Annotated in this window: 11 protein-coding genes; 5 read left to right on the top strand and 6 right to left on the bottom strand. The window is 28.9% G+C overall.

The window, feature by feature from the left end; all coding sequences use genetic code 11:
* Window positions 1-118: 118 nt before the first annotated feature.
* From VHP32_06660 to VHP32_06635, 6 genes are all read right to left on the bottom strand, one after another.
* The gene (locus VHP32_06660; GenBank protein ID HEX2787571.1) at window positions 119-5083 is read right to left on the bottom strand and encodes a T9SS type A sorting domain-containing protein; all 4965 of its coding nucleotides are present in this window, start codon (window positions 5081-5083) and stop codon (window positions 119-121) included.
* Window positions 5084-5211: 128 nt separating this feature from the next.
* Window positions 5212-6723 (bottom strand): T9SS type A sorting domain-containing protein, encoded by a 1512-nt coding sequence (locus VHP32_06655; protein HEX2787570.1) that lies wholly within the window; start codon window positions 6721-6723, stop codon window positions 5212-5214.
* A gap of 285 nt (window positions 6724-7008) precedes the next feature.
* Entirely contained in the window at window positions 7009-7605 is a 597-nt protein-coding gene (locus VHP32_06650) for a C39 family peptidase (GenBank protein HEX2787569.1), read from the bottom strand.
* 26 nt (window positions 7606-7631) lie between these two features.
* A complete protein-coding gene (locus VHP32_06645) occupies window positions 7632-7895 on the bottom strand; it encodes a DUF6150 family protein (GenBank protein HEX2787568.1) in 264 nt (87 codons plus the stop codon).
* Window positions 7896-7946: 51 nt separating this feature from the next.
* The gene (locus tag VHP32_06640) at window positions 7947-8780 is read right to left on the bottom strand and encodes a DNA/RNA non-specific endonuclease (protein ID HEX2787567.1); all 834 of its coding nucleotides are present in this window, start codon (window positions 8778-8780) and stop codon (window positions 7947-7949) included.
* Window positions 8781-8810: 30 nt separating this feature from the next.
* Complete coding sequence (locus VHP32_06635; GenBank protein ID HEX2787566.1) at window positions 8811-9491, bottom strand: hypothetical protein; 681 nt, start codon at window positions 9489-9491, stop codon at window positions 8811-8813.
* A 311-nt stretch (window positions 9492-9802) separates the two neighbouring features.
* Between VHP32_06635 and VHP32_06630 the strand changes: the two genes are divergently transcribed.
* The 5 genes from VHP32_06630 to VHP32_06610 all read left to right on the top strand — a co-directional run bounded on the left by VHP32_06630 (window position 9803) and on the right by VHP32_06610 (window position 19848).
* Entirely contained in the window at window positions 9803-10672 is an 870-nt protein-coding gene (locus VHP32_06630; GenBank protein ID HEX2787565.1) for a hypothetical protein, read from the top strand.
* 184 nt (window positions 10673-10856) lie between these two features.
* Window positions 10857-12560 carry a tellurite resistance TerB C-terminal domain-containing protein gene (locus tag VHP32_06625; protein ID HEX2787564.1) on the top strand — a complete coding sequence of 568 codons (1704 nt, stop codon included), beginning with the start codon at window positions 10857-10859 and terminating at the stop codon, window positions 12558-12560.
* Window positions 12550-13860 (top strand): ATP-binding protein, encoded by a 1311-nt coding sequence (locus VHP32_06620; GenBank protein ID HEX2787563.1) that lies wholly within the window; start codon window positions 12550-12552, stop codon window positions 13858-13860. Before VHP32_06625 ends, VHP32_06620 begins: the two co-directional genes overlap by 11 nt.
* Window positions 13860-15977 (top strand): DEAD/DEAH box helicase, encoded by a 2118-nt coding sequence (locus VHP32_06615; GenBank protein HEX2787562.1) that lies wholly within the window; start codon window positions 13860-13862, stop codon window positions 15975-15977. The genes VHP32_06620 and VHP32_06615 overlap by 1 nt, the downstream gene beginning before the upstream one ends.
* 4 nt (window positions 15978-15981) lie before the next feature.
* The gene (locus VHP32_06610; protein HEX2787561.1) at window positions 15982-19848 is read left to right on the top strand and encodes a hypothetical protein; all 3867 of its coding nucleotides are present in this window, start codon (window positions 15982-15984) and stop codon (window positions 19846-19848) included.
* The last annotated feature ends 205 nt before the right edge of the window (window positions 19849-20053 follow it).

Here is a 20053-nt window from a genome sequence, read left to right as displayed (position 1 = left end):
AAATAATGATTATTAAGTATATGATATAAAAAATATAAAACAATAAGATACGAATTAGATATAGAAAAACATCCTCTAAATAAGCAGGATGTTTTTTTGTTTTTTTATTTTCTTACTTCTATTTAATCAGCATCATTTTTTTAGTCTCAACAAAATTGCCAGCTTGAATTCTATAAAAATAGATTCCACTGGCAAAATTTAGCCCATTAAACACTGCTTCGTAGGTGCCGGCGGTTTTTTGTTCATTTGCTAATGTCATAACTTCGCGACCAATAATATCATAGACCTTAATCTGAACTAAGCCATCTTTAGGCAATTGGTATTTAATAGTAGTTACCGGATTAAATGGATTCGGGTAATTCTGCTGAAGTTTATATTCCATTGGAACAGTTGTATTACCACTATTATCACTTACGAGGCTCATTCCACCGCTTAAAATTAAATCTTCGACCAATTTTTTGTCTTTTTCAGCTTTCGTGCGTAATCTCGCATTTCTAATATTATCAAGGCTTCGCTGCATAATGGTTTGCTGTTGTTCTGTATATATCTTCTTTTCAATTGTGCTTCTATCGTTTGCAGTAATGTCTTTTTTCGCTAAGACAATCTTTTCGGCAGTATTGTATTTATTTACGATTTTATCATCATATTTTGCTTTTAACTTTTGAAGTATTGGATCTCCTGAAACGATTTTATCCATTCTAAACAATCTTTTTAATTTGTACTCTTCAAACGAAAGTTGTTCTTCTTTTACTGAACTTCCTCCACCAAGTAATTCAGCTAAATCTTCGTAATCCCAGCTGGCATTCAAACGGATTACCGGATCAGGATGGTATTCTACTAAAAATTCATAACCGTCCATTGCTTTATTATAATCTCCTAATTGTGCTTCGCATTCTAATATTACCTGATATGCGGCTGATTCAACTCCTTCATCATAATTTTCACTTGAGATCAGATTGGTCATGTAAATCTTTAATTCACTATATAAATTATCATGATTTACAGAGCCAGTATCTAATGAACCATAACATGCATTCAAATTCCATATAGCATCTATGAGATATGAACTGCTTAGATAGTTATCTATTAAATTTTTATTTACATATATTGCGTTCACATAATCATAGCTATATTGATAATATAATGCCTGATTATACATTATTTCATCATCATCTTGTTCCGAAAGTGTTCCTGTTTCGGAAGTCCATATTGTATCGTATATTCCATTGCCACGATTTGCAATGTTATAACCATCATAAGAAGGTGTTGTAGAACAATTGTATGTCGGGTCAAGCGCAGGTACTATCGGAGTAGAATTATAATGTATATTTGAAAGACGTTCTGGTGTAACATGAGTCCACCCATTATTTCTACACATGTACGTATTATCCGTAATTGAGGAAACGCCCAATAAATGGTTTCCGTTAGTAGATGAAATTAAGTTGAAACAATTTTTACCATAATCCAGTAATGGTAATCCCGCACCATTAAAAGCGAGGTTATTTGCATTATTAGAGGTAACCCAATTAGCGCCTCCTTCCCAAACAAAATCTTCTCCATTAATTATCGGAGACATATTAACTGTTGATAAGGCTAACACATTGATGTTGTCTTCGTTACCATTTATCGCATTATTAAATAAACTTACATCACTTAAATCAATTCTTAATGCCTGATTTATATTTGTGTTATTGAATAAATTATTTTTTATTCTTCCATTTACTTTTTTAGTTATAATTCCATAATATCCGTTAGCACTTCCTGCAAAGATATTTTCTGCAACATAATAGGTTAGAAGCTCAGAATTCATAAGTGCCATCCCTATAGTTCCACCATAAAAAGTATTACCTACAATATTTACATATGTTGGAGGTGCCTCACTAAAAGGATCTACGCCAAATGAATTTTTTGTATGAATTCCAAATGAACCGGTTCCTATATTAAAAGTATTATTCTTTACTAACAGGTTAAATACATTCTCAGCATATATACACTTTTGACCTCCGGAAGGCAAGTTAAACGTATTATTAGTAATTCTAATATTTCGGCTAGCTGTAATTGAATCACTTTCGATTGTAATTTGATTCTCACCAGAATTAAATGTACAGGAATCAATAATAAGAGTATCAACAATAGCAACAGATCCACTGTCACTTGCAACTATTCGTATGGGTGAACTAGTGTTTTCAAATGTACATTTTTTTAAATGACCATTAGCTGATCCTCTAAACTCAATGCCATTCCAAGAGGTTGCTGCATCATCTTTGGTAAATGTAACGTTACTACCATTTGTGACAATTAATTTTGCAGTCTCATCAACAATTATTTTAGCATCTTGAGGCATTTTAATCTCAACATTACCATCTATTGTTACTGTTGCACTATCAGTTATTATGATGTCAGATTCAAACTCCATATTTCCATTTATAACTAAATCAGCTGCAATTGGGAATAAACACGCATACTGGTAATATGGTTGGTACAATCTGACATTAAATGCTCCCATATCAGACGTTGCTACCCAAACAGAGAGGGGAGTACAATCACGCGAGATTCTTAGAGAAGAAATTCCTGTTACATAATCCATGTCGGTGATGACAGAAAAATTCGCTCCGCCATCATATGAAACATATAATCTATCTGCTGCATCAACTCCATCTCTTTTTCCATATACACATATAACTTTTCGTCCTAATTTATCACTAATTGCATCTACCTGCCTTGCAGAAGAAAAAAAGGAGTGTCTTGTCCATGAATTTCCAGTATTAAATCCGTCATAATCGGTAGAGTATAATCCACGTTTCCAATTATTAGTTAATTGATCAGGAGTTTGCTTTATTGCTATAAAAAGTTGATCTGGTCCTGTTGCCCAATCAGCATATTTTAGACAACCTTCACCTTTAAACTTATCATCTCCACTTGGGTTGCCGACAACATTGCTTTGAAATTCCCACGATTCACCGTAATTTGGACTCATAAAAAAACCACCACCTTCTTGAGTACCAGAACCAAAGCCTTCCAAATAAAGATATTTTTCACCCGGTGTAGCACTATTGCTTAAATTAAATTGATTTTCAAATAATCCAGATATATATCCATTTTCACCAAAAGTATTACCTGCTGAAATTATTGCATTCATAAACATATTATTTGTAATATTATCTTCTTCTTCAGCATTATAAAAAGAACAAGGAGACCAGTTTAAACCACCATTTACACTTCTGTAAACTCCTAAACCAGACGTTATATTAGGCGTTGATTTACCACTACTCGGACCCAATAAAACAATTAACCTATCATTATTTGTATTAAAATCATAATCTATAATTCCATCGGGAAATGATCTATTTGTTGCTATAAAAGGACTATACGTTCCTCCTATTTGCGAAACACTAGACGGTTCGCCATATATATTTGCGGTTCTTTTATACATGAACGCTGAATTATCATATACATTTCCTCCAATACAATATGATACATTTGGTTGACTGTTAATAGTAGAATGTAAGATTCTTCTAACATTGGGAATCTTTGTATCATATTGGTTTCCAAATTTGGTTTCTTGCCTGTCATATTCAAGTGGTGAAGCTGAATAACTCATTGCTCTTTTTTGTCCAACATTTCCCATTGTCCAGTCTGACATTGGAAAATACATATTACTAAAATGTTTATAATTTACAGATACGTCATACAGAACCGGAAAATTCATTCCAACAGTGGTATATGCAAATTTTTTATTACCAAATAAAGTAGATGATGTAGGAGCGTCATTATTAATAGTCTGAATCATTCCGGCGCCACCTGTTACATACCATGTATTGGTCATACTTGAATTGTAATTTCTAACAATCATGCTTATACCTGATTCAAGATGCGTAACGGTGCTTATTGGAAATTGATGTCGTGGATAACTAGTATTTTGCGTGTTTGGATCAAAATATAATCTTATAGGATCATTTGGATTACCGGATGTTTCTCCCACAAAACTTGCTCCGTCATTCGTGCTTTTCATTGTAGGTCTTAACACTCTACCAGCTAAAAGTGTATTTTCATCACTTCCTGCAAAACTAAGTAAACACATATTATTACTTGAATATCCATAATTTGTAAAATAAGAGCTTGTAATATCGCCTTCAGAAATCGTTCCTGAAGCATATTCATTAACTTCAATTTTATATAGTCCGGTTGAAGTTGAACCTCCTCCCGCATAAGCAATAAACACAACTAATTTATAGTCATTTCCACCTAAATGAACTTTTTTTAAAATTACTCTTCTTGCGCAAGGTAAATCAAATTTTGTAAAGTTGTAACCACCACTACCATTAGGTATTCCTCTTAATACCCCACCAAAATTATTTCCACTTGTTTTATGTGTAAATGCTATCCAAATTTCATTACTACCTTTTGCAAATGCAATACTTGTAATCGTATCGTTAACACTTAAAAATCCACTTCCATCAAAACTATTTATTCTTATAAAATTTGCTCCATTATCAACACTTTTAAATAATCTAGGAACATCTGTATTACTTGCTGATAATCCAGCAACAAAAACAGGATAGATTCCGTTTTCTGTATCAGGTTTGTATTGGATGCATTCACCTCCTTGCTTTATATGAGGAACATCACCTGCAAATCGGGGTCTATTGCTTGAACCCACATTAAAAGTTGATTCAAACCAATTATCTCCACCGTCAGTAGAATAATAAACGCATTTATTATCCCTATCTCTTGCATCATAAAAGTCTGCTCCTCCCCAACAAGCAATTATATAATTAGAGTATTCGGGGTTCATTGCAAATCCTTGAGTAACAAGTTCGGATTTAAGTAAAGAAGTATGATTCCCAGTTGGAATAGTTGTATAATTACTAATAAAATTCCAATTAACACCATTATTAGTTGACTTATAAATTCCTCCAATATCTGTTTTCGCATACAAAATCTGATTGCTAATGTTTCCAGTGTTTTTTGCTACATAAATACCGGTTACATACCCGCCAGCTTGAAAATTTACTTTTGTTATCTGAGCATAACAAACACTCTGAAAAACAAAAAAAAGCAGTAAAACTTTTAGTGTTTTCATAATTGAGTTTTTAAAGTTTATAATTTAGTTTAATTTAAAAAATAAGGGCAGGACAGTATAATTGCTTTATAAGCATTATATATTTTCCTGGGGAGGAAAGGTCTTAGCCCTTATTAAAATTATTTATTCTACTTCAGCAAAATCATTTTCTTTAAATCGAGTTTTTTTCCATCTTTGTATAAAGAATAAAAATAAATTCCGCTAGCATTATTAAATGCATTCCAAGTTATTTTGTAATTGCCAGCTATTAAACTTTTTTGAATTAATTTTCCAATAATTTTCCCGGTTATATCATAAATTTTTATTTCATAGAACCCTGATTCAAATATATAAAATTCTATATTTGTTGATGGATTGAAAGGATTTGGGTAATTTTGTAACAAACTAAAATTTTGTAAATATTCTGGTGGGAATATATTAACTATTTGATTATATTTTATACAATAAATATCAGTTGAGTAATCTATTATGTTCCCATCACAAGCAAGGAAGATATTTTCAAATTTGTCTATAATTATTTTCTTCGCTGTTGTTCCACCTCTCCCTTCAAATAAGGGAGGAATATAAGTTGTTTCCCATACAGTCTGTCCGGTTGAATTTACTTTTACAGTATATGTTTTTTTATCTATACTATGACCAATGCTATCAAACGTCCATTTATAACCCGTTGCATAAATATTATTCTTATTATCAATATCTATTGAATACAATACGTCTTGGCTTCTTCCTCCAAAATAATAATCTCCGTTCAACACCCCAGCAGAAGAATATTTTAAAATTAAAAAATCTTCACCATTCGAATTACCATTACCCATATACATAACACCTCCGATAATAAAATTCCCATTATTATCCATCTTCATATCTATGGGAGTAAAATCCGTATTAGTCATTAAACTATCATGATAATATTTATACCACTGAAGTTTTCCCAAAGAATTGTACTTAATCAGAATTGATTTTGCATTTATTATTGTACTCGGTAAATAATACATTCCTGAAATATAAACAAATCCTTTACTATCACATAATATATTTTTTGAATAAGAGTGGGTTTGAATATTTGCAAAATCTCTCCTCCATTCAAATAAACCAGTTGGTTTTAGCTTTGTAACAAAAATGTTTGATGTATCCCCAATTGAAGCCAATGCATCTGAACCGCAAAAATACACATTACCTTTATAATCAAAACATAAATCATTCAATTCGGCATTATTAATTTCGGATAACGGATGGGACTCTTTATATTGCCAGATTGTGCTAAAATTTATATCTAATTTTAAAATTATATAGTCCTTAATATGCGTTGCTATATTAGTATATGTGCCTGCGACATATATTTCGTTATTCTCATTTACTTTAATATTTGTTGATGTTGAACTATTAAATATAACATCTAATTTTTTACTGGCAATTGAATCTCCATTTTGGTTATATTTTATAAAATATAAATTACCTTGTGTAAAAAAGATATTTATGTTTCCTTGTTTATCAACAAATACATTTCTTATCCAGTTTTGTCCTTGGGTCATATAATGTCGTTTCCAAACAATACTTCCTGCTGGATTAATCTTTAAAAGTATTACATAATTAGCTTCTGCACCTAATAAATAAGTATTACCAACAGAATCTCTTGCCATATCAATAGTATAATTAAAATCAGTTGTATCAGAAATATAATCAGATACCCATTCGACTTTTGGTTGTGAATAACTAATATTAAATGATAAAAAGAAATAAAGGAAAAGAAAAATAAGAAATTGTTGTTTGGCGGAATATATAAACATTATTTAAACTACTTTAAATTGGCACTTCAACGCTTTACATTACAACCTATAAAAACTTTCATTAATTGTCAATTGAGAATTAGTTATTTAATAATAATAAATTATTTTTTTAATTATAGTGCCATTACTATTTAAAAATTACCTAATCATTCTCGCTCGCAACCCACTTCCTTTTTCTCTGATTTTATTGCCCCATATAGCAATTCCATAATTATATGTAGTTATGCGTTTTGAAGTCAAACTTTGATTTTCCCAATCATGCCATCGGTAATCAAGTTTATCAATTGGAATAAAACCTCTTGTTTTATTTAAAGAAGGATCTTCAAAGTAAAAGTTGTTGGAATCATAACCAATCGCAGTAATCCAATGACCGTGTTTCCACGATCTCTCATATTTATTGATATTTTTAATCTTCCATCCCCAGGCCTGCAACATTATCATGACTGTCTTTTTTTCATCGATGCACTTCTTTAATTGCTCTGTAGTCATCGGGCGGAATTCTTTATATTTCAACTTATATTTCTTAAGCACTTTTACTATTTGATAAGGATCGGTTCCATTTTCTGTCATATTTAATTCACAGCCAACCTTTCTTTCACCAATTGGTCCCTTAGCATAATAATTTAATATGGATTGCAAAACGGCCGCGCCGCAGGAATAACCAGTTTCTTGCCATGTATCCGGTAATGGAATTTTAATTATATTTTTGGGGATTCTTTTTATTATAATGCTCATAAATATTATTATAATGACAATTTGAATTACCCTATTCTTTTTTGTAAATGATGTGAATTATTTTTCCAGCCAGCTAAACTTTTTGAATTTACATATTGTATTTTTAAATCAGGAAAACTATCAACAAATTTTATTTTTTTATCCGGAAATGAATCAGAAAAAAACCAAATACAGTCACTTCCGATTGCTTCAGATTTTGATTTAGTAACATAAACGTAAAGATCGGGGAAGGAGGTTACTATCTTAACCTTAAAATCTGGAAATGATGTTACTTCTTTCACTATTGCCATTTTTGTTTTGTTTGATTTATAAAAAAATCTAATAGTATATTTTGAAATGCCTTATTCCTGAAACTCTCTCTCTTCTAAAACTTCCTGAACATCAACAGGAACAGCTGTCAAAAAATCATATCCGGTTGAATACTCAACAGCATCAATCGTCGTTATATATCTCTGCCATTTATGTTTCTTAATTCCTTTCTTATTAGGCATCATAACTGCAATAACCTGCGTATTTGAATCTACATCGGCCAATCCTTCTCCTTTATTTAAAATCACAATTATCTTATAACAGCTGTCAGGAATTGTAACTTTTCCTTTGCCCTTACCTTTAAGCTTTCTGTCATTATCATAAACTCCGCCGGCGATTATATAAAGCTCTTTGTCTTGATCTATTGCCAGATCATTGCAGTAAAACTCAAGCTTAACCCATGGTCCTTTATTAAGGTCCGCTCTTTGAGGAAATACATTAGTTAATATAAATGTAGATTCATTGTCCTCAATATTTTTTGTTCTTTGCTCACTCATTACCATATGACCTCTTTCATATCCTGAGTTTGTATAATCATTGTGTTTTGCTCTATAAAATCCATCAGGTAATGAATTATCTCTGAAGAAAGAACCTGAATGCCGCGGCGCATCTCCGAACCAATCTTCGTTTAAGTTCCAGCAAGCCCAATTGGAAACATTTTTATTTTGGTTATAGCTTAATACATATTGGTCTCGTGTAATTATATAATCATCGGAATTGTCATTGTCAGTTGGAATTCCCATAACAACATGAACTTCCCATGGTTGGGGAATATAATTACTTTCTGAAGGTTTTCCCGTTATAGAAAAAGATAACCCACACACTAAAATAACATATGAAAAGATAAATATTTTAATATTTTTCATTTTGAAATATTTAATTAAATGAAAATTCCATTATTTTTTCTTATCTCTCAAGATTGTTTCGCCTTTTACAAGCCATGAAACACCAAAAGCCCAGAGCGCTAATGTTTCTAATAAAAAGACAGGATTTAAATTGGATATAAAAGTATTATCCTTAAAGAATAATTCATAAACAGGGATCAATAATATAGATAAGATCATAATCCACGCACAAATTCTGTACACAGTGTTTCTTTTTTTCTTTTGATTCGTCGGATGGGGAGCGCTTTTTGTAAATAGGAAGTATGACATATATGCGAGTATGATAAAAAATAAAGCAGCTGAAATAAAATGTATATTGCTAATGATTGGCTTACTTTCTGTCGTAAGCACAATGCAGCTGTTCCTGTCGATTCCATAAGTTGTCGGGAAAAATGCAATGCCAAGAGCACATACTGCTGCAATGTTGCTCATCACAGTATCAATAACTTCATTACCCTTATATGTAAATAAGAATAATGCAAAAGTAAAAAGTATCGCAATAAAAACATGACCTGTCACAGTATAATAATAAGCACTCATTGAACGCTCTATAGTTGAACAATTGCCAAACCAAATTGTGCCAATTGCTAAAATAAATGGCAGAAATAATGCAAGAAGCCCTAGAATTCTTCTGATGGTTATATATGAAATAACCATAGATGAATTATCTTTCTCAAGAAACTTTGTATCCAAACTATAAACTATTTAAGTTTAATAACGGTTTAAAGTACTATTATCGTGATGAAAAATTGTTCGACGCAACCTCAATGCGTTTAAATATGGTATAAAATAATAAATACTATTTATATAAAAAACACTTAATATAGACTAAATTTGTATCTAAAACTTAAAAATCTAATAAAGTATATTATTTCTTAACCGGCTTTGGTTTATATTTAACCTCAAATCACATCTCACCTTTCGGCGCATACTAGAGCCGGTTATTTCTTCCTTTTGGGATAATTTTAACTTTAGCACCGATTTTAATAGAATTAAATTATTAAATGGGAAAAAGAATGAAAAATTTAATGCCTGATTCAATTCAACCAGTCGAAACATCTACTTGGATTCACTATCAAGATTCCATTATAATCTTTTTAGATATTTTAGGATTTCAAGATTTAATTAATGAATCATATTCAAATAAACCGAAAAGAGGAATAAATAAAAAAATAGCTGATATTTATGATGGTATAATGACAATTCGAACGATATTGAAAATTGATGAACAAGAGGTAATAGGCACTAAATATTTTGTTTCAAATTTCTCTGATTGCGTTGTAATTGCATTTCCATTTGATAAACCTAATGTTTTATTAGATACATTAATTAGAATACAAGAATTATTATTAAACTTAAGTCACAAAGAGATTATTGTTAGGGGCGGTATAACGAGGGGATTAATTTATTCAAATAGAGATTTTCAAATCGTATTTGGTCCAGGATTAGTAGAAGCTTATCAGTTAGAATCGAAAGCTGCACATTATCCAAGAGTAATTCTAGATAATGAAATCGTAAAAATATGCAAAATGCATACTAATGCAATTTATGAAAACGAAGTGGAAAAATATTTAAAAAATTTATTAGAACAAGATACGGATGGAATGTTTTATATCGATTATTTTAAACCACTAATTGAGGGACTTGAAGCTCAAAATTATGATTACGCTAATGGGCTAAATAATTTAAGAACAATTATAGTTAAAGGACTCAAGAAAATGTCACCAGGAATTCGAATAAAATATTTATGGATGAAGAAAAAATATAACGATACTTTAAAAACAATAAAGAAAGAAGAATTTCTTTCAAAATTAAACTCAATAGGAAGAATTCAATTAGCTAAAGATATAATTAAGCTAAAATTAATTTCATAAAGATTAATAAAATTTAATTAGTAATCATATGAGCTTTAGTTATTTGAAATTTTAACTCCATTTTGTCTTTAGGTACATATCTAAATTAATTGTTGCTAATTCTTACCCATATTTTGAAATAATTATTCTGCAATAATTTACTTGTTTTTTTAAGGTTAGTAGTTTAGATTTATCTTTCACAATTGTGCCGCTAACTGAAAAATTATTTTATATTTTACTAATTTCTATGAGTTTTATCGTAATTATTGCTATAATATCATTCTTAACTTATATATTTATTAAGAATTTCAATAAAAAGTCTACTAATAAAACAAATAGTATTAATAAAATTCCTAATGCTTATAATGCTACAAATCAACATTTATTAAAGAATTCACAAGTGCAAGAGCCCCAATTATCTAAAGATAAATTTAAAGATAAATCTATCATTGAAGTAACTATTGATTATAAAATTGATCCGCCACAAATTTCATACAGTTCAAATGAAAATAATCCAAATACTGAAGCTGTTTATAGTAAAAAAATTGATGAAGATAATTATAATGAATTAAAGTTAGGTAAAAGATATAAACAAAAATTAGGATTAAGTAATCAAGAAGTTTCATGGCTAAATAAATTTTGGGATCCAAATAATGTGTTTTTATCTATTGAAGGCTGTTGCATAGAAACGATAAAACTTTATTTGTTAACAATTAAATCACTTAACAATAAATTAAAAAGAAATGATTCATCAATACAAATGGAAGTGGATTTCTTCAAACAGGAATTAACTAATTATACCCCAACTTATGCGACTTATTGGTCTGATTATGAATATATTTGGGCAAAAGAAAAAATAGAATCAGATATTTTTTTAACGATATTTAAACGAGCAGAGAGTAAGTTAAGAGAATCGTATAATCATAAACGAAAAATATCTACTGATTTTTCATACTATGAACCAAAGTTAAAAGACTTATTTGAAAGTCGGATAGGCTCAATAGTTAACGAGATAATTAAAGAATCGTCTGATTCTATAAGCCAACCGGATGAAGCAACGGAGATTGAATTAAATATACAGAATGTTAATAGATGGAAATTAAAACTTGAGCATCTAACAATTAATTTTAATGAGAACTCAAAAGAAAACTTTATTGATAAAATTCATGAATTAGTTAAACTTAATAAAAAAAACTCTTCAGTTGAAAATATTTATTTTGAAGCTTCAAAATTCATTTCTAAATATGATAATACTGAATCCTTAAAATTCTATATTCATTATTTATATTATGATTTAAAGTCTGATAAATTTGACAATAAGAAGCTAACAAAAACTATTCAAAAAACGCTTTTTAAAAATACTGAACAAATTCATGAATTTGAAAAAATAGTTAGCGAATTAATTAAGACTAAAAATTTAGATGTGGCTATTAACCAAATTCAGAAAATTTATTTACCGAAACGAAAAAAAATTAAACTTGATAAAGCAATAATAGATAATGTTAAAAGTCAGCATTCAAATACAGTAGAATTATTAAATGAATTTTTACAGGATGACTATGAAGATAGCAATGCGAGCATTAATATCAAACAAATAAATAGTGAAGAAATGGAATTAGATATAATTATAAAAACTGAAAATAATCTTCAAAAGTTATTTATTGACGAAATTGAGTTAAATCCTATTCAAATACAGTTAATTGAATTATTCAGTAAAAATTCGTTTAATCTTTCGGTTAATGAGATTGAGGCATTTTCAAAAAACAATGGAGTCTTTAAAAATCAATTGATAGATAGCATAAATGAATCCTGTTATGAATTTTTGGATGATATTTTAATTGAAGATTTAGAAGTAAATTACTCTTTAAACCAAAATTATTATCAAAAAATAAAGTTAAATGGCAATTAATATTAAGCCAAAAGAAGCAACTGCAATTATAAATTCTTTATTAGGAGGTGTGGTTCCTAAAATAGGAGTTCAACATATTACAGTTGGACGTTCCTCCGAGATTGACGCATTTGTACAAGCGTTAGAGGATGTAAAAAATGGGCATAGTATCGTAAAGTTTTGGATCGGTGATTTTGGTTCTGGAAAATCTTTTATGCTTCATTTATTAAATACAGTTGCTTTGAAACAAAAGTTTGTAGTAGCAAATGCAGATTTTACGCCAGATAATAGATTGTATTCCAATGATTTTAAAGGTGTAATATTGTATTCCGCAATAATAGATAATATTTCAATTCAAACGAAACCTGAAGGAGGTGCGCTTCCTACGTTATTAGAAAAATGGATTGTTAATGTTGTAGAAAAAACAGCAAGAGAAAATAATATCCATTTATCAGAGATAAGAAATGAAAAGTATTTAAATTTAATTAATGATAATATTCTTAAAACAATAAATGAAATTACTGATACCGGAGGTTTTGATTTTGGAGTTGTAGTAATGAAATATTATGAAGGTTACATAACAGATAATGAACAGTTAAAAAAAAATGCACTGAAATGGTTGAAAGGAGAATACAGAACTAAAACTGAGGCAAGACAAGATTTAGGAGTTCGTGAAATAATAAATGATATTAACTATTATGATATGCTAAAGAATTTTTGCAAATTGTTTGTTAACATTGGTTATAATGGTTTTATGATAAATCTTGATGAAGCTATAAATTTGTATAAGATTTCAACTTCGGTTATGAGAGAAAAGAATTATGAAAAAATTTTATCTATTTATAATGATTGTTTTCAAGGTAAAATTTCTAATTTCTTTATTAATTTTGCTGGAACCAAAGAATTTCTAGAAAATGAACGAAGAGGATTGTTTAGTTATCAAGCTTTGAAATCGCGATTAGAAACAAATAAATTTGAAACTGTAGAAATTAGGGATTTTGCTCAACCAGTTATAAGATTAATGCCTTTAGATAATAATCAAGTTTTTGTGTTATTGAATAAATTGAAGGAGGTCTTTGAATTTAATTATAATATTACACTTGATGTTTCTGATGCGGAGGTTCATCTATTTATGGAAGAGATGTTCAATAAGCCGGGTGCTCATGAATTTTTAACTCCACGTGAAGTTATTAGAGATTTTTTAAATATATTAAGTATAATTAGACAAAATCCTGAAATTGATAAGAAAAAATTATTTGGTGAAATTGAAATTAAAGATGAAAGACCACAAGAAAACTTAGATAGTATAGAAGAAATATAATGCCGCTTACCTTATTATCTCCTCTTATCCGTAAATATATTTATGATAAAAAATGGGAAACATTACGTCCAATTCAACTTGCCGCTATAACTAAAATAATTTCTACTAATAGTAATTATATTTTAGCATCAAGAACTGCTTCAGGAAAAACTGAAGCTGCATTTTTACCAATCATATCAAAGGTGAATTTTCAAGAAAAGGGTGTTCAAGTTCTTTATATTTCGCCTCTAATTGCTCTTATAAATGATCAATTCGTTCGGATTGAAGAACTTTGTAAGTATTTAGATATTGATGTAACGAAATGGCATGGTGAAGCAAATAAAACTTTAAAACAAAAACTTTTAAAAAATCCAAGAGATATTGTTTTGATTACACCCGAATCACTAGAAGCAATGCTTGTAAATGCTCCTTACAATGTAAAACATTTATTCTCAAATTTAAAATTTATTGTTATTGATGAAATTCATTCTTTTTTAGGAACTGACAGAGGAACGCAGTTACGCTCACTTATTTTTAGACTAAAACAAATTAATAATAAGTTCAATGTAGTAGGACTCTCAGCAACTATTGGAGATTATGTTGAGGCGAAAAAAATAACATGTGATGAAGATAATACTATAATTTTACTCGATAAAACATCCCGTGAATTGGAAGCTCAATTTAAATATTTCGAATCTGATACTATGGAATTACCAATAGATTTAATTAAAGATTTATATCTTGAGACAAAAGATAATAAAGCATTGATATTTCCTAATAGCAGAGGTAGAGCAGAAGAAATTGCGGTGAAACTTAAAAAAATTGCTGAAAAAGTAAAAGGCCATCTTTATTATTTTTCTCATCATTCTTCAGTAGATAAAGAACTAAGAGAATACACAGAACATTTTGCTAAAAATAATCAAAGAAATAATTTTTGTATATCTTGTACCTCAACTTTAGAATTGGGAATTGATATTGGAACAATTGATAAAGTCGTTCAAATAGATTCAGCTCATTCGGTATCTTCTCTTATCCAAAGGGTTGGAAGAAGTGGCAGGAGAGAAGGTGAAATTGGAAATTTAATACTATATTCAACTGATAAATGGAATTTATTACAGTCTTTAGCCTGTTGGTTATTATATAAAGAAGGTTTTGTTGAACCTGTCCATTTTTCGGAAAAACCTTATGATATTTTATTACATCAAGCTCTTTCAATTGTTAAACAATTATCCGCATGTTCAAAACCTGATTTAATATCACTTCTTTTATCAAATCCTTCATTTCAGAAAATTACTGAAACTGAAATAAGTGAAATTATAGATGAACTAATTAAAACTGATTTACTTGAACTTTTACAGAATGAGTTAATTATTGGAGTTGCAGGTGAACAAATAGCGAATTCACGTGATTTTTACAGTATGTTTAAAACTGAATTACAACTTAAAGTTCTTAATAGTGGAAAGTCTATAGGTGAAATACCATTTACGCCTCAATTGCAAATAAATGAGAATATATTTTTAGCAGCGAAGGTATGGAAAATTGTTGATGTAGATCTGAAATCAAATAAAGTTGAAGTTATACCAGCTAAAGATGGGAAAAAACCCTTATTCTTAGGAACTGGTGGAAATATTCATCCAAAGATAAGAGAAAAGATGTTAGAAATTTTATTCACTGAAATTTCTTATGAAGAGTTAAATGATACTTGTAAAGATATTTTACAAATATTTCGAAAAGAATTTTCTCATTTTAAGATAGAAAATTTTGCAACAGATAGACCAGTTATTGCTAAACATGATAAAACACTTTTATATTCATTTCAGGGAACTAGAGTCAATAAAAGTTTGCAATTTTTATTAAATGAATCAGAAATTAATTCAATATATAATGAAAATAGTAGTAGTTTTGAGATTTCTATTGATTATAAAGATTTTAATAACCTCATTAAAAGATTATGTGTACTACTAAATAATATAGAACCTAAAATTGAGGAAAAACTTTTGGCTAATTCGTCATTACTAAATTTTTCTAAGTGGGGAAAATATTTACCAATTAAATATCAGAAAAATCTATTAAGAGATAATTATTTTGATTTTCAAAACACAAAATTATTTTTGGAAAAAATAAAAGTAATAACATAAAATAATGGAACCAATAACCTTTAAACATATTGAAGGTTTAAACCCTTTTCAATTTGTAAGTCTTCTAAAACTCCTTTTAAAATTAGAAGCAATAAAATCAGAGATTCCACTATCAGCTGTTACAGTTCCATTAAATTTAACAGTCGCAGATGGAGGAGAGGATGCAAGAATAGAGTGGGAAGAAACAGATAAAAATGAGTGGTATAAAAATAGTAATTATATTAACTCTCCATTAACAATTTTTCAATCGAAAGCATCTCCAATGAGCCCTGAACAGTGCAAATTAGAGGTTTCCGATAAAATAAGTAAAATAAATGTAAATGGTAAAGTTTATAATCTAACTACTACAATAAAAAAACGGATTAAAGATGTAATTGACAAAGATGGTTCCTATATTTTATTTATAAATAAAAATTATACAAAGAATGCTATACAGAAAAGAATTGAAAAAGTAAAAGAAGCCTTTAAAGATGTAGATTTTAAAAATTATAATGACATAAAAGTGGATGTATATGATGCAAATAAAATCGCTGATTGGGCAAATCAATATTTCCAAGCAGTTAATTATTTATATGATTGCCGTGTAGGTATCAGAATTCCTGATGGTATCAAATCAATGAATATATTAGGAATGCGAGCAGATTTTCAGAATATTTTTCGAAGCAACTCATTTCTTCAAAAAAAAGTAACTGAATTACAAAATTCAGTCGCAAAGACTAGACAGACTATTAGAATAAATGGATTATCAGGATTAGGTAAAACTCGACTTATTTATGAATCTTTTAAAAATAATTCTAATGACAATTTACAAACACAACTTTTAAAAAGTTCAATAATTTATTTTGATGCATTAATTCCTGGAACGGATATACATGGCTTTGTAACTAAATTAATAGATAATGGTTTAAAAGGCATTCTTATTGTAGATAACTGTGAACTAACTTTGCATCAAAAATTGCAAGGCGAAATTAAAAGAATCGATAGTAAGCTTAATCTAATCTCAATAGATTACGAAACGGCTGAAAGATATGATAGTATTGATGAAATAAATTCAATATTAATTAAACCGGAAAATTTAGATAATATAATAACAGAAATTATCAAAGATTTATTCCCGGATCTAAATAATCAAGATGTAGATAAGATCAAAGAATTTGTGAAGGGATTTCCACTTCTAGCTGTTTTATTAAGTGACCAATATTTAAAAGAGGATTCCAATATCGGAAGAATAAATAATGATAGTCTTTTAAGAAAACTTATATTTGGAAGAAGTGATATAAATAATGATGAGTTTGAGGTTTTAAAAACGCTAGCAATTTTTGATAAACTTGGATTTAGTGAAGATCGACAAGTTGAAATGAATTTTGTAGCGTGTAACAAAAGACTTTGCGGTCTAAATTTTGACGATGAAACTTGCAAGAAAAAATTTTATGAAACCTGTGTAAAATATAAAGAAAAAGGTTTGATAGAACAAGGAGGTAGGTATATTTTTTTAAAACCTAAACCATTAGCTATTACATTAGCTGCTAAATGGTGGGAAACTGTCCAACCAGATATTTTAGAGGATATATTATTGGATATAACGAGTAATAATCTCGGCTCAGCTCTATGTGATCAATTAAGATATTTAGATTTTTTAGAACAGACGAAAGAATTCGTTGAAAAATTATGTGGAGAACAAGCCCCTTTTGGAAAAGCGGAAGTCCTTAATACTGAACTGGGTTCACGCCTCTTCCGCTCTTTAGTTGAAGTGAACCCATCAGCATGTACCAATGCATTAGTTAGAATATTTGGAAATATGAGTAAAGAAAATTTATTTAAAATTGATAAAGGAAGAAGGAATTTGATTTGGGCTTTAGAAAAAATTGTATGGAGGAAAGAAACTTTTAGTGATGGAATGAAGGTGTTACTAAATTTTGCTGTAGCTGAAAATGAAAGTTGGGCAAATAATGCAACCGGTGAGTTTTTAAAAAGATTTCATGTAATTTTGCCGGCAACAGAGGCAACTCTTGAGGAGCGATTTAATATTATCAAATATTCTTATTCGCGTGATATTGACTACAAGAAAATCGCAGTAGATGCATTAAAGTCTGCACTTCATACTCACTATTTTACACGTGACGTCGGTGCCGAAAATCAAGGTTCTTCGAAATCATTAATTGATTTTAAACCAACATTTAAAGAGCGTGATGATTATTGGATAAAATGTCTCAATTTATTATATCTTATTTATCAAGAAAAAAATGAGTTTTCCAACGAGGCAGAAAATATACTTTCAAATTCAATAAGAGGCTTAATAAGTCACGGTTTGTTTGATCTTATTATACCAATAATTAAAACAATTGCAACCGAGAAAAATTTCTTATGGAATGAGGCAAGAAATGATTTACAATTATCCTTGAAATATGAGAAAGATATATTAACACCAGAACAAAAGACAACATTGTCAGATTTTATTTTAAAGTTAACCCCACAAGATATTCTAGAAAAATATAAACTTTTTATTAAAAGTTCTGCAATTGAAGATGAAATTGGAGAGAATGATAGTTATACTGAAAAACTAAAGCAAACTTCCGAGAAAATAGCAATTGAATTTGGTAATAATTTTAACAAACTCATATACTCTTTTGATATTATTTACAATGATTATCAACATAATGGATATTATTTCGGTGAAAAATTGGGGACACTACTGAATTCAGAAAATCGAAATGTTTTTATAGAAAAATCAATTAATTATTTTAAAAATTCTAATGAAAATTTAAATATAATTGTATTTATTGGATTTTTAATCGGGATTGAAAATAAAGAAATTGTGAAAGATATAATTTTAAAGTTTATCAATGATGATAAAATTGCAAAGTATTCGTTTGATATCAGCAGTTCAACATATGTAGATGAAGAAATATTTGATAACTTAATAAATTTAGCCAATAAGTTAAACAATCTTAAACTACTTCTTAGTTTTCGATATAGTAGAAGTATTGAAAAATTAAAATTTGAAACAAATTATAAATTATTAAAAAAAATATCAGAGTTTAATTTGTTGGGAGCATTAATTGCGTTATCAATTTATTCTAATTTGGCATTTAGGAATAAACAAAATTGGGCTCAATACAAAACTGGAATTAAAGAAATACTGTCTAAAAAAGGATTAATTGGTAGTCATAATCTCAATATGATAGAGCACTATTGGGAACAGTATACAGTTAAAATTTTAGAAGAAGATAATGATACTTTATTTGCTATACACATAATGAATGAAATTATTGATATGTGTAGTCAAGAAGATTATAAATATAATTTTGAACTTTATATTCAAAATATTCTTACACATTTATTACCTAAATATTTTACAGAAATTTGGCCAGTATTATCTCAAGCTCTTCTCTCAGATTTTATGACATACTATCATTTAATGCATTTAATTGGCTCGAGAATTGAATTTAATGATAATTTTTCTGAAGACCTTCAAAAAAATTTTGACAATAAGAATGGTTTGTTGTTTAAGAGTAATAATGAATTAGTTTTGGATTGGTGTAAAAAAAATATTCCATTAGCACCACAGAGAATAGCAAGATATTTGCCCATTTTTAGTAATAAAAAACGAAACGAATGGCATTCCTTTACTTTGCAATTTATAAATGAATTTGGAAGTGATAGAAAGGTATTGAATGAAATAAGTGCAAATATGGGTTCGTATTCTTGGACTGGATCACTTGTTCCATTACTTAGATCTGAACTAATTCTTTATGAAAATTTATCAAACCATAAAAATGATATAATAAGAACTTGGGCAAATGAAAATATTAATTATTTAAATAAATATATTAAAGCAGAAAAGATTGATGATGAAGAAAGATACTTGTAAAATGCCCATTTTAAACGGGCATTTTTGTTTAAGTGCTTGGTTTGTAATGAAGTTAAGTTTATAGCGTCAAATTCCTATCGCTTAAATTTATCTTCTTTTTTAGGCTCTTCCATAAAATACTTGCTCAAAGTCAGGAAAATCATCCTTAAGAAATTTGGTGGCGAAATCTCCTGTAAGTATATGAGGATTAGGTTTTCAACCAGTT

This window comes from Ignavibacteria bacterium (assembly GCA_036262055.1).
Lineage (GTDB): Bacteria > Bacteroidota > Ignavibacteria > Tepidaquicellales > Tepidaquicellaceae > DATAJP01.
This window is presented reverse-complemented; position numbering and strand designations above follow the sequence as displayed.

Excerpts from the sequence above, each read along its gene's own strand:
- VHP32_06660 (HEX2787571.1), bottom strand. The coding sequence starts at position 5,083 with ATGAAAACACTAAAAGTTTTACTGCTTTTTTTTGTTTTTCAGAGTGTT.
- VHP32_06655 (HEX2787570.1), bottom strand. The coding sequence starts at position 6,723 with ATGGCAAGAGATTCTGTTGGTAATACTTATTTATTAGGTGCAGAAGCT.
- VHP32_06650 (HEX2787569.1), bottom strand. The coding sequence starts at position 7,605 with ATGAGCATTATAATAAAAAGAATCCCCAAAAATATAATTAAAATTCCA.
- VHP32_06645 (HEX2787568.1), bottom strand. The coding sequence starts at position 7,895 with ATGGCAATAGTGAAAGAAGTAACATCATTTCCAGATTTTAAGGTTAAG.
- VHP32_06640 (HEX2787567.1), bottom strand. The coding sequence starts at position 8,780 with ATGAAAAATATTAAAATATTTATCTTTTCATATGTTATTTTAGTGTGT.
- VHP32_06630 (HEX2787565.1), top strand. The coding sequence starts at position 9,803 with ATGGGAAAAAGAATGAAAAATTTAATGCCTGATTCAATTCAACCAGTC.
- VHP32_06620 (HEX2787563.1), top strand. The coding sequence starts at position 12,550 with ATGGCAATTAATATTAAGCCAAAAGAAGCAACTGCAATTATAAATTCT.
- VHP32_06615 (HEX2787562.1), top strand. The coding sequence starts at position 13,860 with ATGCCGCTTACCTTATTATCTCCTCTTATCCGTAAATATATTTATGAT.
- VHP32_06610 (HEX2787561.1), top strand. The coding sequence starts at position 15,982 with ATGGAACCAATAACCTTTAAACATATTGAAGGTTTAAACCCTTTTCAA.